This window comes from Salinibacterium sp. AL4.1, assembly GCF_059767305.1.
The window spans coordinates 118,357-145,145 of the sequence record NZ_JBSOQK010000001.1; the positions used below are offsets into that span (position 1 = coordinate 118,357).

Consider the following 26,789-nt stretch of genomic DNA (forward strand, 5'->3'; position numbering starts at 1 on the left):
ATGGCTGTTCGTGAGATCCGTCTTTTTGGCGACCCTGTTCTTCGCTCGGCGTGCGACCCGATCACTATCGGGGACCCGCGCGCTGCGGCGCTCGTCGAAGACCTCATCGAAACGGTGAAATTGCCGGGTCGAGCGGGGCTTGCTGCCAATCAAATTGGGGTTGGCCTTCGAGCATTTAGCTACAACATCGATGGAGACATCGGCTACATCATCAATCCGGTGCTTGCGGAAGTTTCGGGGGAGCCGGAGCTCGTCGATGAGGGGTGCCTCTCGGTGCCCGGCTTCTATTTTCTGCGCCGCCGCTACCCGTTCGCACGTGTTACGGGCGTCAACCTCGCGGGGGAACCTGTAGAGCTCAGCGGTGATGGCCTGATGGCTCAGGCACTGCAGCACGAGACGGATCACCTCGACGGACACCTCTACATCGAGGGCCTCGAGGCTGAGACCAAGCGTGAAGCGATGCGCGAGATTCGTAAGGCACCCTGGTACTAACAGGCAATCATGTCGCGGTCGTGACCGCGACCAGATGTACTAACGAGAAAACCCCCGTCACGCAGGTGCGACGGGGGTTTTCTGGGGTTGTAGCTACTTGAGAGAGATTCCCTCGGTCGCCGGCGAATTCGTGTAGAGCCCGTCGATGACATCGGCAAAGTCAGCCAAGATAACGTTTCGTTTGATGCTGAGCTTCGGGGTCAGGTGACCACTCGCCTCAGTGAGGTCGGCGTCCAGAATGTGGAACTTGCGAATTGATTCGGCGCGGGAGACTCGAGAGTTTCCAACGTCGATCGCCTTCTGAACCTCGGCGAGCACCGCGGGGTGGCTTGCTGCCTGTTCTACAGTCCACGTGGCGTCGAGCCCATTGTTGCCAAGCCAGGTCGGAAGCATTTCTTCATCGAGGGTTATTAGAGCCGAGATGAACGGCCGCTGTTCTCCGACGACGACAACCTGTCCGATGATCGGGTTAGCGCGAATCGGGTCTTCAAGTGCGGCCGGGGCAACGTTCTTGCCTCCGGCGGTCACGATGATCTCCTTCTTGCGGCCGGTGATCTCGAGATAGCCCTCTTCATCGATTTGTCCGATGTCGCCGGTCTTGAACCAACCGTCTTCGAACACTTCGTCTGTGGCGGCTTGGTTGTTCCAGTATCCGTCGAACACGCAGACGCCCTTGGCCTGAATCTCGCCGTCTTCAGCAATGCGGACCGATACTCCGGGAAGCGGGGGACCGACCTTACCAATTTTGAAGTTCGACGGCTTGTTTACCGAGATGGGAGCGGTGGTCTCGGTGAGACCGTAGCCCTCAAGAATGGTCAGTCCAAGGCTGCGGTAGAAGTGTCCCAGGCGAAGGCCGAGAGGCGCAGAACCTGAAACAGCGTATTTGACACGTCCGCCGAGTGCAGCGCGGATCTTCGAGAGCACGAGGCGATCGAAAACTGCGAACTGGATCTTGAGACCCAGCGGTACGTGACCGGCATCAATCGCTTTGGAGTGCGCGATAGCGACTTCGGCAGCCTTGCGGAAAATCTTGCCCTTGCCGCCGGCTTCGGCCTTCTGCTCCGAAGAGTTGTAGACCTTCTCGAAGACGCGTGGCACTGCGAGGAGGAAGGTCGGCTTGAATGACGCCATTGACGGCAACAGGAGCTTGGTGTCGGGCTGGTGGCCGACCTTCACCCCACCGTGGATGCAGAGGATCGAAATAAAGCGAGCAAAGATGTGCGCTGTCGTGATGAACAGCAGTGTGCTCGAATCGGGATTGACGACCTCGGGGATCGCCTTCTGCGCGTTGCGGCACAACTCGACGAAGTTCGAGTGGGTAATGACGCAACCCTTGGGCTTTCCTGTGGTCCCTGATGTGTAGATCAGGGTCGCAAGGTCTGATCCCTTGGCAATGTTGCGACGACGTTCGATTTCTTCATCGCTGACCTCGGAACCTGACTTAGCAAGTTTGTCGAGGTCGCCAAGGTCGATCTGCCACACATTGGTGATGGCGGGGACATCCGCGCGAATTTCATCAAAGCGAGCGAAGTGATCCGGCGTTTCGGTGATCATTGCCGTGGCGCCTGAATCCGTAATGTTCCAGTGGATTTGGCTGGGCGAACTTGTCTCGTAGATCGGCACGAGTACTGCTCCCGCAAACCACGTCGCGAAGTCGATCAGAGTCCACTCGTAACGGGTCTTGCACATAAGACCAATTTTGTCGCCGGGCTCAACGCCTGCAGCAACAAGGCCCTTGGCGAGGGCCCTGACTTGGGTAAGGAACTCGGTCGACGTCACATCGCTCCAGCCTCCATTGGCTGTAGGGAGCGAGAACAACGCGTTATTGGGTGTGGCCGCAACGCGATCTATCAAGAGATCGGTAGCGTTTGCTTCCGGGTCAGCCTCAACTAGGGCTGTTACATCAAACTGTTTCACGGCAACTCCTTTGGCACCGGTTAGGTGGTCTACTCCACTCTAGCTAGGTGAGGGGGCACACACCACGTGCGAATTGGCGCATGAGAATATTTGCACCCGTTTGTGGGGTGCGTGGCGCCGGACGGTAGAGTGGGTAGTCCCGCGACGAGGAGAAGAGGTGCCATGTTCTATTGGTTTATGAAGAATCTGGTTGCCGGTCCCATCTTGAAGACCGTCTTCCGTCCGTGGGTATCCGGTTTGGAGAATATTCCGCGTAAAGGCGGAGTGATCTTGGCCAGCAATCACTTGTCTTTCATTGACTCGGTCTTCCTGCCGCTCGTGATGGACCGCCGCATTTTCTTCCTTGCTAAGAGCGACTACTTCACCGGCAAAGGTATTAAGGGCTTCCTCTCGCGTGCGTTCTTCAACGGCACGGGCATGCTCCCGATCGACCGCTCCGGTGGCAAAGCCTCCGAGGCTTCCTTGAACACTGGGCTTGCTGTTCTTGCTCGCGGAGAAGTTCTCGGTATCTATCCCGAGGGCACCCGTAGCCCCGACGGCAAAATGTATCGCGGCCGCACGGGCGTGGCGCGCATGATTCTTGAGGGTCACGTGCCGGTCGTTCCGGTAGCGATGATCGACACCGAAAAAGTCATGCCTATCGGAACCAAGATTCCTCGCATGGGTCGCATCGGCATCGTTTTTGGCGAACCGCTCGACTTCAGCCGTTTTGAAGGCATGGAGGGCGACCGGTTTATCCTTCGCTCGATCACCGACGAGATCATGTACGAGCTCAACCGCATTAGCGGGCAAGAGTACGTCGATGTGTATGCCACTTCCGTCAAGGATCGCAGCGCAGCTCGTCGCTAGCTTCTTCGCCGCCCAGAAGGCGTGCAACTCTCTCCTTACAGCCTCGTAACGGTGACATTGAGCGCCGTGCGGTGCCGTAGGCTCTTAGTGGGTCACAAACCCAGTCATTCTCGTAGTAAATGTATGAAGGAAACTCCTCGTGGTCGACCCGTCAGAACCAGTCGTGCTCGCTGATCCCGCCGTGATTGCCGGTCTAGACAACTGGCGCACTCTCCCCATTAAGCAGCAGCCTCAGTGGCCGGATGCCGACGCCGTTGGCGAAGCATCCAGCAAGATTGCCTCGCTGCCGCCTCTCGTCTTCGCGGGCGAAGTGGATCGTCTCCGCACACGCCTCGCGCGTGCTGCTCAGGGCGATGCCTTCTTGCTGCAGGGCGGTGACTGTGCCGAGACGTTTGCTGGCGCGACTGCTCAGCAGATCAGCGACCGCGTCAAGACCATCTTGCAGATGGCTGTCGTGCTCACTTATGGCGCTTCGAAGCCCATCGTCAAGATGGGGCGTATGGCTGGCCAGTTCGCCAAGCCGCGCTCAAGCGACTCAGAGACGCGGGGCGACGTCACGCTGCCCGCGTACCGTGGCGACATTGTCAACGGATTTGATTTCACTCCCGAGTCCCGCACGGCCGATCCCGCCCGTCTCGTCGAGGGCTACCACACGGCCGCCTCGACGCTGAACCTCATTCGCGCTTTCACGCAGGGCGGCTTTGCTGACCTGCGCCAGGTTCACTCGTGGAACAAGGGGTTCGCTGCTAACCCTGCGAACCGCCAGTACGAAAGCCTCGCCAAGGAAATCGATAAGGCTGTGCGCTTTATGGAGGCGGCAGGCGCCGACTTCGACGAGCTTAAGCGCACTGAGTTCTACGCGAGCCACGAAGGCTTACTCATGGACTACGAGCGCCCCATGACGCGCATCGACTCGCGCACCGGCACCCCGTACAACACGAGTGCCCACTTCTTGTGGATCGGTGAGCGCACCCGCGATCTTGACGGCGCTCACATCGACTACTTCTCGCGACTGCGTAACCCGATCGGCGTCAAGCTCGGTCCGACCACGACGCCCGAAACAATGAAGCAGCTCATTGACAAGCTCGACCCCGAGCGCGAGCCCGGCCGACTCACCTTCATCACCCGCATGGGTGCTGGAAAGATTCGCGACGCGCTCCCGCCCCTTCTCGAGGCCATCAAGAGCATGGATGCGACGCCGCTCTGGGTCACCGACCCGATGCACGGCAATGGTCTCACCACGCCCACCGGCTACAAGACGCGTCGTTTCGACGACGTTGTCGATGAGGTCAAGGGATTCTTCGAGGCGCACCGTGCTGCAGGAACCTACCCTGGCGGCATCCACATCGAGCTCACCGGCGACGACGTCACGGAGTGCTTGGGTGGCTCGGAGCAAATCGACGAAGCGACTCTCGCAACACGGTACGAGTCGCTCTGCGACCCGCGACTCAACCACATGCAGTCCCTCGAGCTTGCGTTCTTGGTAGCTGAAGAGCTCCGCGCTTTCTAACAACAACAAACGCCCGTCACCGCGACGCACTGAAAGGTGTGCGAGTGGCGGGCGTTTTTGTGTATCGAGTCGACATAGAGTTCAGCCTGTCTCGCAGGAGTTAGCCCAAGTACGAGGTGAACAGTACCGCGTGAACAGCGCGAAGGCGCCGCAGCGAAGGAGCTTCGCGCATCGTCGGGCCGGGGAGCAACCCTGTTAGATCTGAGGCCCGTAAATCGTGACCTCTGAGCCGCGTTTGATAGCTTCACCTGCCGCCGGGTCAGTGCCGGAGACGATGGCGAGGCCTGATCCCCAGAACCCCTGGGGCAGATCAGTTTCGACGTTGACGACAAAGTCGAGAGATTCGAGTTCCGAGATTGCGCCGTTGATGGTCTCGCCTGACACATCCGGTACCTGAACGAGGTCCGGACCGCGGGACGTGATGAGCGTGACGGTGTCGCCTTCGCGGAAGGTGCGAGCGACTCCGTCAGCGTTCTTTTCCGAATCGATCGCCACAACGCTGCCTTCGGCGCAATCGCTGAACACCTCGATGCCGAGCTGGGCGTTGAGCCCTACTCCCGCCAGAATTTGGGTCGCTTCATCGACAGTTGAACAACCCACGTCGGGGAGGGCGCCGGCTGAGACAATGAGGCTGACGTCTTGAAGCTCACCGTACGTTTCGGCGCCCACGATAGAAGCCCCGTCAGCGCCGAGAACGTCGACAACGAGGCCGGCAGCGATATCTCCATCGAACTGTTTGACGGTCGGCTCCACAAGAGTGAAGGGCGCCTCGCTGATGGCGGTGCGCGCTTCCTCCTCTGTCATCCCGAGAAACTCGGGGACAGCAATCGGGCGTGGTCCTTGCGAGATCAGTAGTTGAACGGTCGACCCGTTTGGCACGGCGGTGCCGATTTCGGGAGTGGCGTTGGCGACAAGATCAACGGCTACGACGGGGTCGTAGGTCTCGCCAAGCTCGTCGCTGACCACGAGTCCGAGCTCTTCGAGCATGGCTTGAGCTTCGGAGGGAGTCGCGCTCTTGATGCTTTCGGGAATGGTGACTTGAGAGCCGGGGCCGGCGCCGAAGTACCAGCCTGCGCCGGCAGCACCGCCGACGAGCAGCACGATCACAACGACGAGCCACCAGCCGCGCGACTTGCGCTTGGTGGCGCGTGTCGAGAGTGTCGTGGTGTTCTCCGAAACCTGAGTGGGGGCGGGAGCCGCCACTTGCTGAAGCTCGGCGCCGAACACTTGAGTGTCCGCCGTGGAGTTGTGCGGCTCGGCAGCGGGAGCGCTCGGTAAGACCATCGTGCGCTGCACTGCAGTGGATGCCGTGGGCGGCAGCGCCGTCATGAGCGAGCTGTGCGTTTGGTACAGCTGGTCGAGTAGGGCGCGCGCGTCCTTGGGGCGGTCATCCGGCTCCCGCGCAGTTGCCCAGAGAACAAGGTCGTCAAGCTCAGCAGGAACGAGGTGGTTGGCTGCACTGGGGCTGGGCACCACTTCATTGGCGTGCTGATAAGCGATCTGCATGGGCTGCTCGCCCTTGAAAGGCTGCTCACCGACAAGCATCTCGTACATCATGATGCCGACGGCGTAGATATCGCTGCGGGTGTCAGCCAAACCCCGCGTGACGAGTTCGGGGGAGAGATAGGCAATTGTGCCGAGAAGCGCTGCGCCAGTAGCCGTGTTGGCGCTGGCCGCGCGGGCGAGGCCGAAGTCACCGATCTTGATGCGCCCGTCATCGGCGAGGAGAACGTTTTCCGGCTTGAGGTCGCGGTGAACGATTCCTGCTTTATGGGCCGCGGCAAGGCCTGCGAGTACGGCTTCCATGATGTCGAGCGTTTGCTCGGTCGTCAGAATGCGGTGCTCTTGTAGGAGGTCACGAAGCGTGATGCCGGGCAGGTATTCCATGACGAGGTAGGCCATGTCGCTGTCTTGACCCTGGTCGAAGACGTTGACGACGTTGGGGTGGGCGAGGCGAGCCGAGGAACGTGCTTCTTGAACGAAGCGTTCTTTGAACTTACTGTCGTCGGCAAGGTGGCCGTGCATCACTTTGATGGCAACCTTGCGCTCGAGGCGCAGGTCGGTTGCCAAGTAGACGGTAGCCATGCCGCCACGGGCGATCCGCGAACGAATCTGATAGCGGCCGTCGAGCAGACGGCCGATCATCGGATCAGTAGAGTTCGCATTCACTCTGAGAGTCTAAAGTTCTGAGCTTCGAGAGTGCCGCTAGACACGGCTGTTCTGCCGGTTAGCCGAGCTGTTGGAGCCAAGAACGGGCGGATGTTTCCCACTTTGCGTACGCATCGGGGTGTCCGGAGATCTGCACGGCCTGCGCGGCGCGGGTCAGAGTCATGTTTTCCCAGCCCGAAATGTCAAGCAATCCGCGCGTGATGCCCTTGTTCGGGTTGCTCGGTCCGCCGTAGAACAAGCGTGCTGCGTATTCGGGTGTGGTGAGTTGGCTGACCGTTCCCCAACCGGAGCTTGGCCGCTGTTGGAAGAGCCCGACCGAGTCGCGGTCGCCCCAGTTCAAGTTGCGCAGGCTCGACTCTTGCATCGCTGTAGCGAGAGCGATCGTAATGCCGTAATCCGAGACTCCCAGGTCGCGGCCCACCTGAATGATGACTTCGGCGTTCGCCCGCATTTCAGCATTCAAGTAAGTGACAGTGCCACCGCTGCTAGCAGGAACCGAGCTCGACGATGGAATCGTGAGCTTGTCGCCAATATAGATCATGCTCGAAGCGGTGAGACCGTTGGCGTCGAGAAGCGCTTGAGTCGAGACTCCGACGCGCGAAGCGATTGCTGAAATCGTGTCGCCAGAGACGACGAGGTACGTAGTTCCCGAAACAGAAACGGGCTCCGGCGCCGGAGCGGGTGCCGGCTCTGGTTCGACTACGGCGGCGGGGGACTCGACGACTTCGCCGACGGGGGCTTCGACAGCGACATCGTCGTCGACGACGTCGCTGGAGGGTGCCTCTGACGACACTGAATCGTCGGCGTAGTCTTCGTCGAGGGTGAAGTCGTACTCCTCGGTTTCCTGAGTAGGCGAACTCAGGTTGCCGGGGATGATGATGGTCTGGCCGGGGTAGATAATGCTCGACCAGCCCAAGCCGTTTGCCGACATCACGGAGATGGTGGATACCCCGAACTTATTGGCGATGCCGCTCACGGTGTCGCCAGCAACGATGGTGTACTGCCCGTTGGTGGTTTTGACGTGGTTGACGCTTGGCAGCGTTTCCACTGCTTCTTTTGTGAGCTTGAGTTCTTGGCCGGGGAAGATCATCGACGACCAGCTCAGCCCATTCAAAGCGAGTACGGATGCCGTCGAGAGCCCGTACCGAGAGGCAATGTCACTGACCGTGTCACCTTCGGCCACGCGGTAGCTTGCGGGAGCCGGTCCGATGACGGCCACCGAGGCTTCACTGACCGTGCTTGCTGTGATGGTGGTGGGTTTGTTGGCGCGTTCGGCGGACAGCCGGGGGTCGTCGGGCGTCTTGGCGTTGACTGGCTCAACAGGCCCGGTCAAATTGAAGGTTGCTGCGGCGAGCGAACCCACGAGCAGTACCGGAACGGTGTTAATGACGCTGCGATTAACGCGAGCCCGCTGCTGCGCCGTGCGGCGTGCGCGGTCGTCAAGGTGAGCGGATGTCGCAGGAACTAGCCCTGCGAAAACGCTCGATGCGACGCTGTCTGTGTCATCCATGGTGAATTGTGTCATGTCGTTCTTCCTGCTCCCGGCCCCGAGAAGGTGTATGTGATCACTGAGATCACCGCTCCAAAGTTGTCACAGAAGCGATCTAGTGTCAACCATTGTGGCAGGAGTGACTGATGTGATTGGTGTTATCTAAGTTCACTAATGAATATCTGCGCATGCCATGCGAACTGTCAGTTTTTCCGGCAATGACGTGGCAGTCTTAACGTGTGAATGAATCACCCACCACCAACTGGCTTACTGTTCCAGACCTCACCGAGCTCCTCGGGCTCAAGGTGAGCCAAGTGCGCCGCCTTATTGAAGAGGGCGCTCTGCTCGCCAGCAAAATTGATGGCGTCTGGCAAGTTCCCGATGTCTTCATCGTTAATGGCGCTCCGTTGCGTGAACTCAAGGGAACCATTGTCGTCTTGTCTGACGCGGGATTCAGCTCCGACGAGGCGATGAATTGGCTGCTCTCGAGCGAGCCGAGCTTGGGAGTTTCTCCGGTGGAGGCACTGCGCGCCGGGCGTAAGGCTGAAGTGCGTCGTGTCGCTCAGGCTCTCGGCTTCTAAGCGCGTTTTCTCGTTGCGTCTCACGCGGTAGTCGCGATTCCGCTGAGCGGTCTCGCTCGATGAGATGAAAGACGATCGCGTCCGCTCACCCACGTTGTCGCGAGTAAGCGGACGACTCAGTTCTTAGAACGAACGTGTAGTGGCGGCAGTGGCGAGCTCAAGAAGTCGTGCTCGAGCCGTCGGAGCGAGGTTCGCAGTTTCAATCGCTTCACATGCGCGCTCGAGGTTGCGAGAGATAACTCTCTCCACTTGGTCGACCGCGCCGGATTCTTGGAGCGTGGAGCGAATCATGTTGACTTGCTCGTCGCTCATGTCAGGGTCGCCGAGAAGCTCGTCGAGGATGGAGTTCGCGCTGGCCGAGAGCTTTTGGCGTGCGATTGCGATTATTGCCGTGCGCTTGCCCTCGCGAAGGTCGTCGCCGGCCGGCTTGCCTGTGACTTCGGGATCTCCGAATACTCCGAGAACGTCGTCGCGCAGCTGGAATGCGACTCCGAGCGGCAAGCCGAAGTCTCGGAGCGATGCTAATTGTTCGTCGCTGCCGGCTCCTAGGCTTGCGCCGAGCACCAGCGGCGCCTCAACGCTGTACTTCGCCGATTTGTAGATCAGTACCCGTTGAGCGCGTTCAAGGGCCTCGGACTCGGGATAGCTAGCCCAGGCACTTTCATCGTGGATGTCGAGGAACTGGCCTGCCATCACCTCCGTGCGCATGGTCATGAACTCCTTGCGCGCCGCAAGAGCTGACGGGCGGGGGAGGGTGGCAATACCCCGACCGAGAAGTTCGTCGCTCCAGCCGAGCAGGAGGTCGCCAAGCAAAAGCGCGGAGGCCTCGCCGTAGGCTTCGGCGCTGCCGCTCCAGCCGCCGTCGTGGTGCATGCCCTCAAAGCGTCGGTGGGCCGAAGGGGCGCCACGGCGCGTGTCGGAGCGGTCCATGATGTCGTCGTGGACGAGCGCGGCTGCATGAAAAAGTTCCAGCGCTGAGGCGGAGAGCAGTACTCCGGTGAGGTCCTGACTGTTGGTGTCATCGGCAAAGGGGTCTTGGGGCGATGCAAGTCCCGCTATTGATTGCCATCCCCAGTAGCAAAAGAGAGCACGAAAGCGCTTGCCGCCGGCGAGAAGGGAGCCTCCCACATCGGTGAGGGCTGTCAACTCGGGGGCGATCGCTTCGAGTTCGCTGCGCTTTTCGCTCAGAAACTCATCGATCTTCAGCTGGACAAGGTCAACTAACTGGTTACTCTCAGGCACTCGTCTAGCCTACCTAGTGAAACGGGGCGTACTATAGAGACCTAGCCGTAAATCCCAGAGAGAGGGGAACGGAATGCCGCTTTCAGAGCAAGAGCAGCGGGCCCTCGATGAGATGGAGCGCAGCCTCTATCAAAACGACGCCGATTTCGTCAGCGCAGTCAGTCCTCGCAAAGGCAAGCCCAACTATCGAATGATGGTTATTGGCGTCTTGGTGGGCGTCGCTGGAATCATTGCGCTGCTTACCGGCGTAATCATTCAGCAGCCACTTATCGGAGTTCTCGGTTTCGTTGTGATGTTCGCCGGAGTCCTCTTGTTTGTGTCTCCTTCTCGTTCGGGTGCCGCCGAGCCCGAACCGGATATCTCGCCGGCTTCAGCGGGGCGTTCCCCGAAGCGTGGTTCGTCCTTCATGGACACCATCAACCAGCGTTGGGATCGCCGCCAGGACGGTCGCGGCTAACGCTCCCACCCGCTCCACTTTCAAGGACCAGCCTTCGGGCTGGTCCTTTTTTTTGTGCCCTGAACAGGGTAGAGCCCTCCCATTTTTGGAAATTTGCTCCATTTTCCTCCACCCCAGAAACCCTTATGTTTACTGGTCTCTGTGGATAACTTTTGCGCGAGTTCGCCGAAAACCTTAGATATGTGGTTGAAAGTGGAGTAAAGTGGAGGCAACCAGAATCCGGGCCGGAGATTGAGGGGAGGGCGCCGTGTTTCTAGGCACCTACGCCCCCAAGCTCGATGACAAGGGCCGCATCATCCTGCCGGCGAAGTTCCGTGAGGAACTCGCTTCCGGTGTCGTGGTCACTCGTGGCCAAGAACGGTGCCTCTACGTCTTTAGCCAGCGCGAGTTCGAAGTAATGCACGAGGCGATTCGCAAGGCGCCTGTCACGAGCAAGCAGGGGCGCGACTTTTTGCGTCTCTTTCTTTCTGGAGCAAACCAAGAGACGCCCGACAAGCAGCACCGGGTAACGATCCCCGCTGGGCTGCGTGAGTATGCCGGGCTAGGGCGCGACCTGACGGTGATCGGTGCGGGTAACCGCGCTGAAATCTGGGACACCGAAGCCTGGAACAACTACTACGAGGCCACTGAGGCCGATTTCGTCAACACCACCGAGGAGGTGATTCCGGGACTCTTTTAGCTCTTCGACGCTGACTCCCAGCCGAACGCCCTGATTTTCTTCCCCGATATCAGGTCGAGTCGGATGGGGATCAGCATCCAAGAACTAGGCCCCTACGCCATGGCTGACAACACCATCCACACCCCAGTACTCCTTGAGCGCTCGATTGAGTTGCTCGCGCCGGCACTGAACGCTCCGGGAGCAGTTCTCGTTGACGGAACCCTCGGCATGGCCGGTCACGCGGAGGCATTCCTCCAGCGATTCCCCGACCTCACGCTCGTGGGAGTCGACAGAGATGAGGATGCTCTTGCTATCGCTCGACGCCGGCTTGAGCCTTTCGCTGGCCGCACGCACTTTGTTCATGCTGTCTACGACGAGATTCCGCAGGCACTCGATTCATTGGGAATCGCGTCAGTCGAAGGTATCTTCTTCGACCTCGGCGTCTCATCCCTCCAGCTCGATCGCGTTGAGCGGGGCTTCTCTTATTCTCAAGACGCTCCGCTAGACATGCGAATGGATGCCTCGACGCCGGTAACGGCCGAGCACATCCTTGCGACCTACAGCGAACTTGAATTGCGCCGCATCTTCTATGCGTATGGCGACGAGAAGCTCGCTCCTCGATTCGCGAGCAAGATCGTTCAGTTCCGTGAACAGCAGCCGCTGACAACTTCTGCCCAATTGGTTGAGTTGATCATCGCGGCTACTCCTGCCGCTGCACAGCGTGCCGGTCACCCGGCTAAGCGAGTTTTTCAAGCCCTCCGCATCGAGGTCAACCAAGAACTTTCGGTTCTGGAGCGCGCTATTCCGGCTGCGGTCAATTCGTTGGCCCTGAACGGTCGAATGGTCGTTCTGGCGTATCAGTCGCTAGAAGACCGGATCGTGAAGCGCGAATTGCAGCGTCGCTCACGCTCGACGGCGCCGGCGGGATTGCCCGTCGAGCTTCCCGAGCACAAAGCAGAACTCAAACTCCTGGTCCGTGGCTCCGAACAAGCCAGCCAAGAGGAGCAAGACCTTAACCCGAGAGCAAAGCCCGTACGACTGCGAGCGATTGAACGAATGCGAGTCACCTCATGAGCACTAACCTCGCTTATGCACAGCCACAACCGCTGCACCGTCCGTCGGGGCGTCCCTCGCACATCGAGATCGTCACCACGACAAAGGCTCAGCGCAAAGCACGCCCGCGCATGCTCTACGCCGTTGTCACTGTCGCCAGTTTCTTCGTGATCCTTGCCGCCCAGCTGTTGCTGAGTATCGTCGTCACGCAGGGTGCTTACCAGATCGACTCTTTGCAGTACGAACAGAAGGTTCTTATCCGCACCGAGCAGAGCTTGCTCGAGTCGCTTTCCTTGCAGTCGTCTTCGCAAAACCTTGCCGCCCAAGCTGCAGGCTTCGGAATGGTTCCTAACGCGACGCCGTACTCACTTGATATCACCGACGGGTCCGTTTTCCGTTTGCCGGGCAGCGCGGATCCCACTGGTTGTGGTGGAAGCTGTGGCCTTGTCGGTAACACGTTGCTCTCAGGAGTTCCCTTGGTGAGTGCAGAAGCAGCTGCGGCTGCAGAAGCCGCAGCGAAGACTGCGACTGCAACTGCTGCGACCGCTGGTGCTGCTACGTCGGGCACGGCAGCAGCCGCAGCAGAGACCGCCGCGCCAGAGCCCGCCAATAACGCGATTCCTGCGCCTGTCACGCGATGATTGAGGTGACCCCTCGGAGGGAGGACCGATGAAACCGCGCTCTACTCGCGCACGAGTGTCGTTTGTTGTCCTCACGGTTGCGGTGCTAACTGCCATTTTCATGGTGCGTTTGATCGATCTGCAGATCGTGCAGGCCGAAGCACTCAATGCCGAAGCCGACACGAAGCGAACGTTGACAAGTGTGACGTATGGCACACGTGGTGACATCGTCGATACGAATGGCGCCGTGCTCGCCGACAGCGTCGAGCGGTTCGACATCGTTATTTCACCCCGTGTGACCTTGCTCAGAGAAAACGCCTCGGTGGTGGTTTTGGAAGATCTGCAGAAGATCACTGAAATCATCGGGGGTGACCCGAACGAGATGCTCACGATGATCCTAGAAAATCCGGAGTCCGACTTCGAATATCTCGCTACGGGCATCACCCTGGAGCAGTATCAGACCGTGGCCGATTTAGGGATTTCTTGGCTTTACTATGAAGTGAACCCGGAGCGGAGCTACCCCAACGGGGAGATCGCCGGGAATCTTGTGGGCTTCATCGGTACTGACGGGCCTCAGGCAGGAGTGGAGCTCACCGAAGACCAGTGCCTAGCCGGTACGGATGTCGAAGCAAGTTACGCCCGCGGCGAGGACGGCGTCGCGCTTCCGGGTAGCGCGATCGAAACGCTCGAGCCCCAAGACGGTGGCACCCTCGCGTTGTCAATCGATCGTGACCTCCAGTTCTACGTGCAGCAGCGGATGGAGCAGACTGCCGAATCTCTCGGTGCGACCTGGGCGACCGGTGTTGTCATGCGCGTCAGCGATGCGCACTTGCTCGCCGTGAGCGATTGGCCGACGGTTGACCCCAATGACGTTAATCTTGCTGAAATCGGAGCTTTGGGCTCGCGCGCGTTCAGCACTCCGTACGAGCCCGGCTCGACGGTCAAGGCGTTGACTGCGGCATCGCTTATCGATGCTGGAGTCGCCAACCAGAGCACGCAGGTTATTTCGCCCTATGCCCTTGAACTCACCAACGGTGGCGGCATCATTAGTGATTCGTTCTACCACGAAGATCAGCGTCTGACACTGGCGGGGGCGCTCGTTGAATCGTCGAACACGGCCATCGCTCAGTACACCGACCTTCTTGACGCGGCAACTCGTCATGATTACCTGCAGCAGTTCGGCCTCGGCGAGGAGACCGGAATTGATTTCAACGGTGAATCGAGTGGAACCCTGTACGACGCGGCCGATTGGGACGCTCGCACAAACTACGCCGTTCAATTCGGTCAAGGTCTGAGCACGACATCCATTCAGATGGCGAGTGCCTATCAGGCGCTCGGCAACGACGGAGTCCGCCTGCCTCCGGTTCTCGTCGAGAGTTGCACGTGGCCAGACGGCACCGTCACTGATACGCCGTCGACCGAAGGCACGCGAGTCATCTCTGAGACAGCTGCCGAACAAACGCTGCAGATGATGGAGATGGTGTACAGCTCAAGTGGGTCAGCTCCGAATCTTGAGATTCCTGGCTACCGCGTCGCTGTGAAGAGCGGAACGGCGCAGGTCGCTGAGAACGGTGCCTACGGTAGTAGCGTGGTTATCTCTTATGCTGGCCTCGCCCCGGCAGACGACCCTGAGTACATTGTGATCGCGACTGCCGGGATCCCGGATAGCATATATTCCGGCGCCATCGCCTCGACGTTCCGCGACATCATGGCCCAAACGCTCACCACCTACCGTGTTACCCCCTCAAGCACATCAGGGCCGGATCTGCCGTTGCGTTGGTGAGTTCCCCCGCGTTTATCAACCCTGGAGCACCCCACGTGATCGAACTGAGTCTTGCCGAGATTGCCACCGCCGTCAGCGGAGAGCTGAGCGACGGTAGCGATGGTCAGCGGCGACTCCCAGCCAGCACCGTCCAGACCGATTCGCGACTGAACACTCCGGGGTCCATTTTCTTTGCGCTTCGCGGCGAAACGACCGACGGGCACCTCTTTGCCGCTAAGGCTGTCGAGAACGGTGCCGCTCTCGTCATCGCTGAGCGTCCTCTTGAGCTCGACGTGACGCAGATCATCGTGAGCAACGGCGTCGCCGCCCTTCAAGCTTTGGCGCGTTTTGTCGTTGCTTCGGTGCGGAGCAAGGGCGACCTGCAGGTAGTTGCTGTGACCGGTTCGAACGGCAAGACGACGACGAAGAACATGCTGCGCACGATTCTTGAGCGCAGCGGCGAAACCGTCGCACCGCAGGGCTCATTCAACAACGATGTGGGCGCTCCCATCACGATGTTGGGCGTCGCCGACTCCACGCGTTATTTGGTCGTCGAAATGGGTGCCGACGGCATTGGCGATATCGCTCGTTTGCAATCGGTAGTAATGCCCGATGTCGGCATTGTTCTCATGGTTGGCCTCGCTCACATCGGCAAGTTTGGGGATGCCGCGGCCACGGCCCGTGCCAAGTCCGAGATGGTCTCCAGCCTTCCTGCTAGCGCGACAGCTGTATTGAACAGCGATGACGGCCGCGTCAAGGCTATGGCGCAGCAGACGGACGCGAAGGTGGCGTTCTTCGGGCTCGACTCCTCTGCTGAGATCTGGGCAGACGACATCCAAGCGACGGCGAAGGGCACCGCTTTCGACCTGCACGTTGACGACACGGTAATGCCGGTCCAGTTGCGCATCCTGGGCGAGCATCACGTCACCAACGCTCTGGCGGCGATCACGGCGGCCCGCGCCTTGGGCGTTTCTCCGACAGATTCGGTCGCGGCGTTGGAGTCGATCGACCGCGCTGAGCGCTGGCGCATGGAGCTTCTGGAAGCTCCGGGGGGCATCACTGTCATCAACGACGCCTACAACGCGAGCCCCGACTCGATGGCGGCTGCGCTTAAGACCCTTGTTCAGGTCGTCGGGCCGAACAATCGTTCTGTCGCCGTACTCGGGGAGATCGCTGAACTGGGCGACTACGCCAACGAAGAGCACGACCGCATCGGTCGCCTGATCGTTCGATTGAACGTGCAGAAGCTGATCGTGGTGGGCCACGCAGCCCGTCACATTCATAACGCCGCGGGTCTTGAAGGTTCGTGGGATGGAGAGTCGGTACTCGTCGATAGTGTCGAAGAGGCATACGCTGTGCTGCGTGAAGAACTGCGAGAGGGCGATGTGGTGTTGGTGAAATCGTCGAACTCTGCTGGCCTACGGCACCTCGGTGACCGGATTGCTGAGGTGACCGCATGATCGCCCTGCTCATTGCGGCGGGATTCTCTCTCGTCTTTACCCTCCTACTCACGCCAATGTTCATCAGGCTCTTCGTTCGTTTGAAGTGGGGCCAGTTCATTCGTGACGACGGCCCCGAGAGTCACCACACCAAACGTGGAACGCCCACGATGGGCGGAATCGTCTTTATCTTGGGCGCGACGATTGGTTACTTCGTCGGTCATTGGGTCGCGAGCGAGCCGGTCACTCTGTCGGGCCTTTTGGTGATCTACCTCATGGTGGGCCTCGGCCTCATCGGCTTTATCGATGACTTCATGAAGACCCGCAAGCAGCGCAGCCTTGGATTGGGCGGCTGGTCTAAAGTGGCCGGTCAGGTCATCGTGGCTGCAGGTTTCGCCGCTCTTGCCTTGAACTTTCCGGACCCGGGTGGCTTGACGCCGGCGTCGTCGATGATTTCGGGCATCCGCGACATCCCGTGGCTTGACCTTGCGACGTTCGGCGTTGTCGCCGGCGCCATCCTGTTCGCCATTTGGGTGACGCTTATCATCGTGAGCACCTCGAACGGCGTTAACGTCGCTGACGGGCTCGACGGTCTCGCGACGGGGTCGGCAATTTTCGCGATCTCCTCGTACATCGTGATTGGGTTCTGGCAGAACAACCAGTCGTGCAGTAACCCCAGCATCGACCGCGAAGTGCTCTACAAGTGCTACGAAGTGCGTGACCCGCTAGACCTCGCGATCATCGCTGCCGCCATTGCCGGAGCGCTCATCGGTTTCCTCTGGTGGAACACTTCTCCGGCTCAGGTCTTCATGGGCGACACCGGCTCGCTCGGCCTGGGCGGCGCTCTTGCTGCTCTCGCCATCATGAGCCGCACCGAGCTTCTCCTCGTTCTGATCGGTGGTCTCTTCCTCATCGTCACCGGCTCTGTGATCCTGCAACGGGCCTACTTCAAGATCACTCGCGGCAAACGCATCTTCTTGATGAGTCCGCTGCATCATCACTTCGAACTCAAAGGCTGGGCTGAAGTCACCGTTGTTGTGCGTTTCTGGCTCATCGCGGCGCTCTTCGTTGCGGCCGGCGTCGGCACCTTCTATCTCGAATGGATTAACCAGTAGCTGTGCGTGACCTCACTTCATTCACCAGTTGGAACGCAGCGTGGAGCGAGCTCCGCGTTGCTGTATTCGGGCTGGGCGCAACGGGCTTCTCCGCGGCAGACACCCTCACCGAGCTGAAAGCTGACGTTCTGGTGATCGCGGATGCGGCATCCGAGAACCGCATCGAGATGGCTCAGGTCATCGGTGCCACGCTTGCGCTCGGCGGCACCGCAGAGGCTCAAGTCGCTGCGTTAGCAGCACACACACCCGATGTCGTCATCGTTTCACCGGGCTACCCTCTCGACCACGCTCTGCTGACCTGGTGCCGCGAGAATAATGTTGCCCTGTGGACCGAGATCGAACTCGCGTGGCGCTTGCGCGACAAAACGGGCACTCCCGCCGAGTGGATCGCGATCACGGGAACCAACGGCAAGACCACCACAGCGCAGTTGACCGCTCACATCCTGACAACCGCAGGTTTTCGTGCAGGAGCCGTCGGCAACATTGGCATTCCCGTTCTCGATGCGATCCGCTATCCCGATGGTTTCGATTTTCTCGTGGTTGAACTCTCGAGCTTCCAACTGCACGGGATGCCGCGCGACGGCGTCGGTGCAATCTCGCCCCTGGCTAGCGTGTGCCTCAATTTTGCGGACGACCACCTTGACTGGCACGGCTCACGCGACGCCTACGCACACGCCAAGGCAACCGTCTACGCCAACACGAAGGTCGCGGCGGTCTATAACCGAGCAGTCCTCGAGACTCGGGCGATGGTCGAGGACGCCGATGTCATCGAGGGATGCCGGGCAATTGGCTTTGGCCTCGATACTCCAGGGCCCAGTGATTTCGGAATCGTGAGCGACATTCTGGCTGACCGTGCTTTCGGGGACGACCGTCACAACGCCGCGCTCGAACTTTTCACGCTCGACGAATTACAACAACGTCATCTCGCTGCGCCTCACATGGTCGCTAACATTCTGGCTGCTAGTGCGCTCGTGCGCGCGGCGGGAGTGAGCATCGAAGCGCTGCGCGCTGGAGTTGCGAGTTTCGAGATCGATGCTCACCGTAACCAGGTTGTGCTCGTGAGTGGGGGAGTAACGTGGATCAACGATTCCAAAGCGACTAACTCGCACGCCGCCAGCGCTTCCCTGTCTGCCGCAGAACCCGTGGTGTGGATTCTGGGTGGTCTGCTGAAGGGCGTCGATGTTGCGCCACTCGTGGCCAAGCACGCGCCGCGGCTCAAAGCAGCAATCGTGATTGGTAACGACAGGCTGACAATCCGGGCGGCATTCGAGCGACACGCGCCCCAGATTCCGGTCTTCGAGGTCGACGCGACTGACACTAAACACGTGATGCCGCGCGCCGTGGAAATGGCGCACGGGATCGCTTCAGAAGGCGACACCGTTTTATTGGCGCCGGCAGCGGCATCCATGGATCAGTTCAGCAGTTATTCGGATCGCGGAGAAAAGTTCGCAGCAGCAGTGCTCGAACGAGTAGGAGGAAACGACGATGGCGCCTCCTCAGCGACCACAACGGCCCCCGCGGTCGACTAACGCCGCAGCTCAGCCTCGGCAGGCTCCGGCCACGAAATCGCCACAATCCAGTGGTAACGCTGACAAGCCGGTAGCCGCTCGCGTGCCGGTTAAGCAGATTTTTTCGTCTCAGTCGAGCGATTTTTTCCTGCTTCTTGGCACAACGTTGTTCTTGGTCATCTTCGGCTTAGTCATGGTGCTGTCGTCGTCATCGGTTGAGTCCTACGCGGCCGATCAAGGCTTCTTTGGCAGCTTCTTGCGTCAGTCAGCGTTCGCCCTCATCGGGATCCCTCTCATGCTTGTCGCCTCGAGAGCCCCCGTACGATTTTGGAAACGCTGGGCTCTTCCCGGGCTCATCCTCGGCGGTGTACTGCAGCTGCTCGTTTTCGTGCCCGGTATCGGTTGGGGCTATGGCGGAAACCAAAACTGGATTCAGATCGGTTCCTTCAGCGCGCAACCATCGGAGTTCGTCAAGGTCGCTGTCATCGTGTGGGTCGCGTGGGTGCTGTCGGCAAAACAGCACCAACTCACTGATTGGAAACAGGTCTTACTTCCGGTCGGCCCGGTCGCCGGCGCTGCGATCGGATTCGTGCTGATCGGAAACGACTTGGGAACAGCATCCATCATGTTGCTCATCGTTTTTGCGTGCTTGTTTTTCGCAGGAGTGAGACTGCGTCATCTGGCTGTAGGCGTAGTTAGCCTCGCGCTGGCAGCGATTATGTTCGCCACTACCAGTGGCTCTCGTGCGTCACGAATCGACGTCTGGATCAACGGCTGCACCGAGCTGGACTATCAAGATACGTGCTGGCAAATTGAACATGCCTATTGGGCGCTTGCGGGCGGTGGCCTCTTCGGCTTGGGGCTTGGTAACTCGGTTGCCAAACGAGGTTGGCTGCCTCACGCCGACAGCGACTATGTTTTCGCCATTATCGGTGAAGAACTTGGCCTTATCGGCGCCGTTGTTGTGCTCATCCTCTTCGTCACACTTGCTGTCGCGTTCGTGCGCATCATCCGCTCGACCAACGACAGCTTTGTGCGCATCACGACGGCCGGTGTAATGGTGTGGGTCGTTGGTCAAGCGTTCGTCAACATCGCTGTAGTCCTTGGAGTTCTCCCCGTTTTGGGAGTTCCGTTACCGCTGATATCGACGGGCGGATCGGCGCTCATCGCCACGCTGCTCGCCATCGGTGTCGTGCTCTCTTTCGCCCGCGCTGGCAATAAGCCGGGCGCTTCGACGCCACGTCCGGCCGCAACCTCTGGCCAGCCGAAAGCTGCAGGCAAGGGGACTGCCGCGGTGCAGGAAGCTCCTGTGCAGTCGCCGGCGGATCGTTCACGCATGTTGGCCGCAAATCGAGCTCGAGGACGTCGATGACCACATATTTACTGGCGGGTGGCGGCACAGCCGGCCACGTCAATCCCTTGCTGGCTGTCGCCGAACGCATTCGTGCGCGGGAGCCCGAAGCTAAAGTGTTGGTCTTGGGCACCGAAGAGGGGCTTGAGGCACGTTTGGTGCCCGAGCGCGGTTTCGAACTGCTCACGATTGCGAAGCTCCCGTTCCCCCGTCGTCCCAACCGTGCCGCGCTGAAGTTTCCTGCTCTCCTTCGCGCAACGATCGACGAAGTGGTCGAGATCATTGCCGAACGCCAGGTGGATGTTGTCGTTGGCTTCGGCGGGTACGTCGCCGCACCCGCCTATCTGGGGGCGCGCAAGGCGAAGATTCCGCTCGTTATTCACGAGGCAAATAGCCGTCCGGGCATCGCCAACCGCCTGGGATCGTTTTTCACTCCGTTCGTTGGTACCGCTTTCGACCGCACGCCCATCCGTGGTGGCGTGGTCGTAGGAATGCCATTGCGGGCTGAAATAGAGACGCTTGATCGCTTCGCTGCCCGCACCGACGCTGATCCGTTCTTCGGTCTCGACCCCCAGAAGCCGACGCTGCTCGTGACGGGCGGATCGTCCGGTGCCAAGCGCATCAATGACACGATTGCGGCGTCAATAACCCGCATTCTCGGCGCCGGCTGGCAAGTGCTCCACATCACGGGGGAGTACCGCGATGCCGTGGAGGACCCTCAACTCCCCGGGTATGTTGTCGTCAAATATTGCGACCGGATGGAACTGGCTCTCGCGGCTGCGGATCTGGCAATCGCACGCGCAGGAACCTCGACGGTGGCGGAACTCACTGGCCTGGGCATCCCGGCGATTTATGTTCCTTACCCCGTCGGCAATGGCGAGCAGAAGTACAACGCTCGCACCGCCGTGGATGCGGGCGCCGCGATTCTCGTAGCGGACAGCCAGTTTGTTCCCCAGTGGGTGAGCTCCGAGCTCGTGCCCATGCTGCGCAAACGGGCACTCATTGCTGACATGGCAGCCCGCGCATCCACAGTGGGTTCCCTTGACGGAACCGACCGGATGCTCGAGCTCGTCGATTTGGCCCTCTCGCGCGATCTACCATTGACATCATGATCTTCCCCGATTTGTCTATGCCGCTGCCCGGACCCTTGCGCTCGGCGCACTTTGTCGGGGTGGGTGGCTCAGGAATGAGCGGCATCGCCCGCATGTTCTTGGATGCCGGAATCACGGTGACAGGCTCAGACCGCGCAGCGAACGCTAACGTCGAGTCTCTGCGTGCGGCCGGCGCCACGATTGCTATCGGGCACGATGCAGCGAACCTCGGCGATGCTGAGGCTCTCGTCTACACGGGTGCGCTCTGGCCGGATAACCCCGAGTACGTTGCTGCAGTTGAGCGCGGCGTCCCGGTGCTGCACCGTTCCCAGGCGCTAGCGTGGCTTGTCGGTAGCGATCGTCTGATTGCTGTTGCGGGGGCACACGGCAAGACAACGTCCACGGGAATGATTATCACCGCGCTCCGTGAACTCGGCGCATCGCCGAGTTTCGTCAACGGCGGCATTATTCAGGGATTGGGCACGAGCTCGGGCTCAGGCACCGATGACATTTTTGTTGTAGAAGCTGACGAGTCCGATGGCTCGTTCTTGCTGTACTCCACAGCGATCGCCCTCATTACGAATGTGGACGCCGATCATCTTGATCACTATGGCTCGCATGACGCTTTTGATGACGCATTCGTCGAGTTTGCTGCCAAGGCGACCGAAGCGGTTGTGGTGTCGAGCGATGACGCCGGTGCGGTGCGTGTAACTCAGCGTCTTGAACACCGCAACGTCGTCACGTTCGGTGAAGCCGCGGATGCCACGGTTCGCATTCACTCGATTACGTCTCAAGGGCCGGTGGCATTCACGATCGTTGTCGACGGTCGCGAAGAGCGAGTTCAACTCGCCGTCCCTGGCCGCCACAACGCCATAAACGCCACGGGCGCCATCGCCGTGCTCATCGGTCTTGGCCACGAGCTGGGCGCTGCTATCGATGCGGTTTCCACGTTCGCGGGCACCCAGCGCCGCTTTGAGCTGCACGCGGTGGTCGATGGCGTCAGCGTGTACGACGACTACGCCCACCACCCCACCGAGGTGGAGGCCGCGCTGAGTGGGGCTCGCAGTGTTGTCGGCGAGGGGCGGTTGATCGCCGTTCACCAACCGCACTTGTTCAGTCGCACGCGCGATATGGCATCCGAGTTTGCCGAAGTGTACGAGCGACTTGCCGATCACACGGTAGTGCTCGATGTTTTCGGCGCCCGCGAAGACCCGATCCCGGGAGTTACCGGTGAGCTCGTCTCATCGCGCTTTGTTGACTCGTCGCGGGTTGATTTTGTTCCGGATTGGGAATTGGCCGCGCAGCGCGTTGCCGAGGTCGCTCGCGAGGGAGACATCGTGATGACGTTGAGCTGTGGCGACGTCTATCGCATCATTCCGCAGCTCATCGCAGCAATCGATCGCCGTTCCGGCGGCGCGGGACACACCGCGCCCGGGGCAGATCAGGTGCCGAGTGAAGAGGCCTGAAGGATTCGATAAGGCTGCGCAACAGCCCGACCCCGCATCGGCAAAGCCGCGTCGCAAGCGTAGTGCCGCTGATGCTGGCGCAAGCGGACCTGCTGACAGCGCGGCTCCGTTGAAAAAACCGCGAGCCTCGCGTGCGCCGAAGGTCAGCTCTCCGGCCGCCACGCGCGCTCCGGCGCCGGATGCCGCGCGCGAGGCGAATGCTCCGACCGTCGCGAAAAAAGCACCGCGCACTCCACGAGAGCGCAGCCGTTTTCGGCTTAGCCGCGCTGAACCGAGTCCGGATGTCGCGGCCAAGCGGCAGCTTCGTCGTGCCGCGCGCGATCGACGGCGGGCAGAGAAGGCTGAGTTGCGGCGATTCACCCGTCGAGCTCGCACTCGCAAATACACGCTGCTCTCAATTGCCGCTCTTGTCGCTGTTCTCCTCGGGCTCATCGCGGTCGCAGTTTTTTCGCCCATTTTGGCTCTGCGCACCGTGATCGTCGACGGAACGAACCGTATTGATTCTGCTGAGGTCCAAGCAGCGGTCGAGACTCAAGCGGGCACGCCACTCGCGCTGCTCGACTTTGACGCCATCAATACTGAGCTATCGGTATTCCCTCTGATTCGCAGCTACGTTACCGAAATCGTGCCCCCGGATACTCTTCTGGTTCACATCGTCGAACGTGAGCCGATCGGTTCGGTCAAGATTGATGGCGTCTTCACGCTCGTCGACCCTGCCGGGATCACAATTCAAGAGTCGGCTGAACGTATCGCTGGCGTGCCGCTCATCGATATTGGGGGAGCAGATACGTCAAGCGCTGCTTTTGCCGCGGTTACGGAGGTGTTGCTCGCACTGCCCTCTGATCTCCGTGCCCGGGTAGATAGTGTGTCAGCGTCCACAAAAGACGACGTGTCGTTCGTGCTTTCGGGTGTGGGCCAGCGCGTGGTCTGGGGTAGCGCTAGCGACTCAGCACGCAAGGCTGCGCTGCTCGAAGCTCTCATTGCTCAGCGGGATCCGGCCGAGGCTGGCGAGTTCGATGTCTCGGCTCCCAGCAACGGAATTTTCCGTCCTAGCTAGCGCCGCGCCTTCGGTGAGGTGCGCTGCGCCCCGATTTGGCTGAACACTTTCCGACACGCGGTTCACGGTGCATCCGTGTGGGGCGCTATCCGCATACTCTCAACAAAAGAAATACATACTGAGCATAACTTTAAACCTCAAGTCGAGGTTGATAGTTTCCAGTGGAGGCCGAAAGTGACATCAAACCAGAACTACCTCGCAGTCATCAAGGTAGTCGGCATCGGTGGCGGTGGCGTGAACGCCGTCAACCGAATGATCGAGCTCGGCCTGCGAGGCGTCGAGTTTATTGCGATCAATACCGACGCCCAGGCGCTGCTTATGAGCGATGCCGACGTGAAGCTTGACGTCGGTCGCGAACTGACCCGCGGACTTGGAGCCGGCGCTGACCCTGAGGTCGGCCGTCGTGCCGCCGAAGATCACGCCGAAGAGATCGAAGAGGCACTTGCGGGTGCTGACATGGTCTTCGTCACCGCCGGTGAGGGTGGTGGAACCGGTACCGGTGGCGCCCCCGTTGTTGCCCGTATCGCTAAGTCGATCGGTGCACTCACGATCGGTGTCGTTACGAAGCCCTTCGGCTTCGAGGGCAAGCGCCGTTCATCTCAGGCCGAAATCGGTGTCGAGACTCTCAAGAACGAGGTCGACACCCTCATCGTCGTTCCCAACGATCGCCTTCTCGAGATCAGCGACCGTGGCATCAGCATGCTCGAGGCTTTCTCGACCGCTGACCAGGTTCTTCTCGCCGGCGTTCAAGGCATCACCGATCTGATCACGACCCCGGGTCTGATCAACCTCGACTTCGCCGACGTTAAGTCGGTTATGCAGGGCGCTGGTTCTGCGCTGATGGGCATCGGCTCATCACGCGGGGCCGACCGGGCCATAAAAGCGGCTGAGTTGGCTGTTGCCTCCCCGTTGCTCGAAGCCAGCATCGATGGAGCGCACGGTGTGCTGCTCTCCATTCAGGGCGGATCCAACCTCGGCATCTTTGAGATCAACGATGCCGCGCGTCTCGTTCAAGAGGCCGTCCATCGCGAAGCCAACATCATTTTCGGTGCCGTTATTGACGACACTCTCGGTGACGAGGTGCGCGTAACGGTGATCGCTGCCGGCTTCGACGGGGGAGAGCCCTCAGCTAAGCCCGTAGAAGGTCGTCGTACGAACTACGTTGTGCCCGAGCCCCCGGCGGAGCACATTGCAGCGAATGACTCCGCGTCGACGAAGGACACCGACTGGAAGTCGCAGCCGAGTGTCGTTCCGGCAACGCCGATCGACCGTAGCTTTGACGATGACGACGAGAACGACAACGATCTCGACGTTCCTGACTTCCTGAAGTAGTCACGATGGTCGACCTAACTCCGTTGGGCGAACGACTTGCAGAGGTCGACGACAGGATCGCGGATGCCGCACGTGCGGCATCCCGCGATCTGTCGTCGATTACGCGCATCGTGATCACCAAATTTCACCCAGCGAGTCTCGTGCGCGAGCTTCACGGGCTTGGTGTTCGTGATGTCGGCGAGAACAGACATCAGGAGGCGCAAGCGAAAGCAGCTGAACTGGCTGATCTCGATTTGCGATGGAATTTTGTCGGCCAGCTCCAAAGCAAGAAGGCGCGGCAAGTTCGTGCCTACTGTCAATCGATTCATTCTGTTGATCGTGATTCGCTCATAACCGCGCTGGCGAATGAAGAGGCCGAGACGCCGATTGATGCGTTCGTGCAGGTGAACCTCACCGATGACCACGGTCGCGGTGGCGTTGTCGCGGCCGACCTTGAAGCATTCGCTGATCGTGTCTCCGCGGCCCCCGGGCTCCGCCTGTGCGGCATCATGGGCGTCGCTCCCTTAGGTGAAGACCCGCGGCCGGCGTTCGCCGCGTTGCGGGGTCTCTCTGAGCGCGTGCAACTGCAGCATCCAGATGCCTCAGCCCTTTCGATGGGCATGTCTGGCGACTTCGTCGAAGCGATCAGCGAAGGCGCGACACACCTACGTATTGGCACGGCAATCACGGGAAATCGACCCGACCATGGTTAATCTCGAAGCAGAAGCTTCACCATTCGGAGGATTATCATGGCCAACCCACTGCGCAAGACAATGGTCTATCTCGGCCTCGCCGATGAGGACTACGAGTACGAGCAGGGAACGACTGCGCCAGCCGCGCCGGTTGCCCCTGTCGCAGCAGCACCGGCTCCAGCGAGCTCTAACCGCGCGCCGGTTACCCCGTTGCGTCGTGCTGCGCCCAGCACTGCGGAGGCAGAGATGAACGAGATTTTGACGGTGCACCCGCGCCAGTACAAGGACGCTCAGCTGATCGCGGAAAACTTCCGTGAAGGCATCCCCGTCATCATTAACCTGTCGCAGATGAGTGAACCGGATGCGCGTCGCTTGGTCGACTTCGCTAGCGGACTCTCACTCGGCCTCTACGGCAAAATTGAGCGTGTGACGAGCAAGGTCTTCCTGCTGTCTCCCGCCCACGTTGCTGTCAGTGGCGAGCAGGCTGAGGTCGAGTCCGACGTCGACGCCTCCTTCTTCGGCCAGTAAGCAGCTGCGCGGCGGGCCCCTCATAGCCCGCTAACCTAGAGGGGTGAATCCCGTTTCTGTTATTGCCCTGGTGGCTTACTACGCCATCACTTTGTTCATGTTTACGATGTGGGCGCGATTCATTCTCGACCTCGTCGTCGTCTTTGCTCGAGGATGGCGCCCCAGCGGGGTCGGTCTTGTACTTTCCGAGCTCGTCTTCACGATTACTGATCCTCCGATCAAGGCGGTTCGCAAGGTCGTGCCAATGGTGAGAATCGGCAACGGAGCGCTCGACCTATCGTGGATGCTCGTCATGCTTGTGTGCATAATTCTCACCTCCATTTTGCGGGGCTTTTAGAACTAGGGGCTGCCGATGTACTCTTGTCAGAGAGCATGCGGCAACTAATCAGGTTCCGTCAGTACGATCGTGACGCGAACGTTGAACGTTGTGTA

Annotated in this window: 24 protein-coding genes; 20 read left to right on the plus strand and 4 right to left on the minus strand. The window is 60.0% G+C overall.

Annotation, left to right across the window (positions count from 1 at the left end; genetic code table 11):
• A complete protein-coding gene (locus ACWTV3_RS00640; RefSeq protein ID WP_498476386.1) occupies positions 1-492 on the plus strand; it encodes a peptide deformylase in 492 nt (163 codons plus the stop codon).
• 93 nt (positions 493-585) lie between these two features.
• On the opposite strand, the gene ACWTV3_RS00645 is transcribed toward ACWTV3_RS00640, so the two are convergent.
• Positions 586-2,409 (minus strand): AMP-dependent synthetase/ligase, encoded by a 1,824-nt coding sequence (locus ACWTV3_RS00645; RefSeq protein ID WP_498476387.1) that lies wholly within the window; start codon positions 2,407-2,409, stop codon positions 586-588.
• Between the two features lie 162 nt (positions 2,410-2,571).
• On the opposite strand from ACWTV3_RS00645, the gene ACWTV3_RS00650 reads away from it, so the two are divergent.
• Together ACWTV3_RS00650 and ACWTV3_RS00655 are read left to right on the plus strand one after the other, a co-directional pair.
• Entirely contained in the window at positions 2,572-3,258 is a 687-nt protein-coding gene (locus ACWTV3_RS00650; RefSeq protein WP_100389101.1) for a lysophospholipid acyltransferase family protein, read from the plus strand.
• A 139-nt stretch (positions 3,259-3,397) separates the two neighbouring features.
• Positions 3,398-4,768, plus strand: a complete 1,371-nt coding sequence (locus tag ACWTV3_RS00655) for a class II 3-deoxy-7-phosphoheptulonate synthase (RefSeq protein WP_498476388.1) — start codon at positions 3,398-3,400, stop codon at positions 4,766-4,768.
• A gap of 195 nt (positions 4,769-4,963) precedes the next feature.
• Here ACWTV3_RS00655 and pknB read toward each other — a convergent pair whose 3' ends face one another.
• Together pknB and ACWTV3_RS00665 are read right to left on the minus strand one after the other, a co-directional pair.
• Entirely contained in the window at positions 4,964-6,937 is a 1,974-nt protein-coding gene (pknB, locus tag ACWTV3_RS00660) for a Stk1 family PASTA domain-containing Ser/Thr kinase (RefSeq protein ID WP_498476389.1), read from the minus strand.
• A 58-nt stretch (positions 6,938-6,995) separates the two neighbouring features.
• Positions 6,996-8,462 (minus strand): LysM peptidoglycan-binding domain-containing protein, encoded by a 1,467-nt coding sequence (locus tag ACWTV3_RS00665; protein ID WP_498476390.1) that lies wholly within the window; start codon positions 8,460-8,462, stop codon positions 6,996-6,998.
• A 203-nt stretch (positions 8,463-8,665) separates the two neighbouring features.
• Between ACWTV3_RS00665 and ACWTV3_RS00670 the strand changes: the two genes are divergently transcribed.
• A complete protein-coding gene (locus ACWTV3_RS00670; protein ID WP_498476391.1) occupies positions 8,666-9,007 on the plus strand; it encodes an Rv2175c family DNA-binding protein in 342 nt (113 codons plus the stop codon).
• A 123-nt stretch (positions 9,008-9,130) separates the two neighbouring features.
• On the opposite strand, the gene ACWTV3_RS00675 is transcribed toward ACWTV3_RS00670, so the two are convergent.
• Positions 9,131-10,249: a polyprenyl synthetase family protein gene (locus ACWTV3_RS00675; protein ID WP_498476392.1), complete on the minus strand. Its 1,119-nt coding sequence runs from the start codon at positions 10,247-10,249 to the stop codon at positions 9,131-9,133.
• A gap of 73 nt (positions 10,250-10,322) precedes the next feature.
• On the opposite strand from ACWTV3_RS00675, the gene ACWTV3_RS00680 reads away from it, so the two are divergent.
• The 16 genes from ACWTV3_RS00680 (at position 10,323) to ACWTV3_RS00755 (ending at position 26,694) form a co-directional block, all read left to right on the plus strand.
• Positions 10,323-10,706, plus strand: coding sequence for an SCO2097 family morphological protein (locus ACWTV3_RS00680; RefSeq protein ID WP_498476393.1), 384 nt, complete (start codon positions 10,323-10,325; stop codon positions 10,704-10,706).
• Between the two features lie 247 nt (positions 10,707-10,953).
• Positions 10,954-11,385, plus strand: a complete 432-nt coding sequence (gene mraZ / locus ACWTV3_RS00685; protein ID WP_129071303.1) for a division/cell wall cluster transcriptional repressor MraZ — start codon at positions 10,954-10,956, stop codon at positions 11,383-11,385.
• 99 nt (positions 11,386-11,484) lie between these two features.
• A complete protein-coding gene (gene rsmH / locus ACWTV3_RS00690) occupies positions 11,485-12,438 on the plus strand; it encodes a 16S rRNA (cytosine(1402)-N(4))-methyltransferase RsmH (protein WP_100389093.1) in 954 nt (317 codons plus the stop codon).
• Complete coding sequence (gene ftsL / locus ACWTV3_RS00695) at positions 12,435-13,058, plus strand: cell division protein FtsL (RefSeq protein WP_498476394.1); 624 nt, start codon at positions 12,435-12,437, stop codon at positions 13,056-13,058. The genes rsmH and ftsL overlap by 4 nt, the downstream gene beginning before the upstream one ends.
• A 28-nt stretch (positions 13,059-13,086) precedes the next feature.
• The gene (locus ACWTV3_RS00700; RefSeq protein WP_498476395.1) at positions 13,087-14,820 is read left to right on the plus strand and encodes a peptidoglycan D,D-transpeptidase FtsI family protein; all 1,734 of its coding nucleotides are present in this window, start codon (positions 13,087-13,089) and stop codon (positions 14,818-14,820) included.
• A 35-nt stretch (positions 14,821-14,855) separates the two neighbouring features.
• Positions 14,856-16,259 carry a UDP-N-acetylmuramoyl-tripeptide--D-alanyl-D-alanine ligase gene (locus tag ACWTV3_RS00705; RefSeq protein WP_498476396.1) on the plus strand — a complete coding sequence of 468 codons (1,404 nt, stop codon included), beginning with the start codon at positions 14,856-14,858 and terminating at the stop codon, positions 16,257-16,259.
• Entirely contained in the window at positions 16,256-17,353 is a 1,098-nt protein-coding gene (gene mraY, locus ACWTV3_RS00710; RefSeq protein WP_498476397.1) for a phospho-N-acetylmuramoyl-pentapeptide-transferase, read from the plus strand. Before ACWTV3_RS00705 ends, mraY begins: the two co-directional genes overlap by 4 nt.
• 2 nt (positions 17,354-17,355) lie before the next feature.
• Positions 17,356-18,882 carry a UDP-N-acetylmuramoyl-L-alanine--D-glutamate ligase gene (gene murD / locus ACWTV3_RS00715; RefSeq protein WP_498476398.1) on the plus strand — a complete coding sequence of 509 codons (1,527 nt, stop codon included), beginning with the start codon at positions 17,356-17,358 and terminating at the stop codon, positions 18,880-18,882.
• A gap of 82 nt (positions 18,883-18,964) precedes the next feature.
• Positions 18,965-20,233 carry a putative lipid II flippase FtsW gene (gene ftsW, locus ACWTV3_RS00720; RefSeq protein WP_498476400.1) on the plus strand — a complete coding sequence of 423 codons (1,269 nt, stop codon included), beginning with the start codon at positions 18,965-18,967 and terminating at the stop codon, positions 20,231-20,233.
• A complete protein-coding gene (locus ACWTV3_RS00725) occupies positions 20,230-21,324 on the plus strand; it encodes a UDP-N-acetylglucosamine--N-acetylmuramyl-(pentapeptide) pyrophosphoryl-undecaprenol N-acetylglucosamine transferase (RefSeq protein ID WP_498476401.1) in 1,095 nt (364 codons plus the stop codon). Before ftsW ends, ACWTV3_RS00725 begins: the two co-directional genes overlap by 4 nt.
• Positions 21,321-22,769: a UDP-N-acetylmuramate--L-alanine ligase gene (murC, locus tag ACWTV3_RS00730; protein ID WP_498476402.1), complete on the plus strand. Its 1,449-nt coding sequence runs from the start codon at positions 21,321-21,323 to the stop codon at positions 22,767-22,769. Before ACWTV3_RS00725 ends, murC begins: the two co-directional genes overlap by 4 nt.
• Positions 22,756-23,826: an FtsQ-type POTRA domain-containing protein gene (locus ACWTV3_RS00735; RefSeq protein ID WP_498476403.1), complete on the plus strand. Its 1,071-nt coding sequence runs from the start codon at positions 22,756-22,758 to the stop codon at positions 23,824-23,826. The genes murC and ACWTV3_RS00735 overlap by 14 nt, the downstream gene beginning before the upstream one ends.
• Before the next feature lie 174 nt (positions 23,827-24,000).
• Entirely contained in the window at positions 24,001-25,158 is a 1,158-nt protein-coding gene (gene ftsZ, locus ACWTV3_RS00740; protein WP_498476404.1) for a cell division protein FtsZ, read from the plus strand.
• A gap of 5 nt (positions 25,159-25,163) precedes the next feature.
• A complete protein-coding gene (locus ACWTV3_RS00745) occupies positions 25,164-25,850 on the plus strand; it encodes a YggS family pyridoxal phosphate-dependent enzyme (protein WP_498476405.1) in 687 nt (228 codons plus the stop codon).
• A gap of 36 nt (positions 25,851-25,886) precedes the next feature.
• Complete coding sequence (locus ACWTV3_RS00750) at positions 25,887-26,357, plus strand: cell division protein SepF (protein ID WP_100389081.1); 471 nt, start codon at positions 25,887-25,889, stop codon at positions 26,355-26,357.
• A gap of 43 nt (positions 26,358-26,400) precedes the next feature.
• Complete coding sequence (locus tag ACWTV3_RS00755; protein WP_100389080.1) at positions 26,401-26,694, plus strand: YggT family protein; 294 nt, start codon at positions 26,401-26,403, stop codon at positions 26,692-26,694.
• Positions 26,695-26,789: the final 95 nt, after the last annotated feature.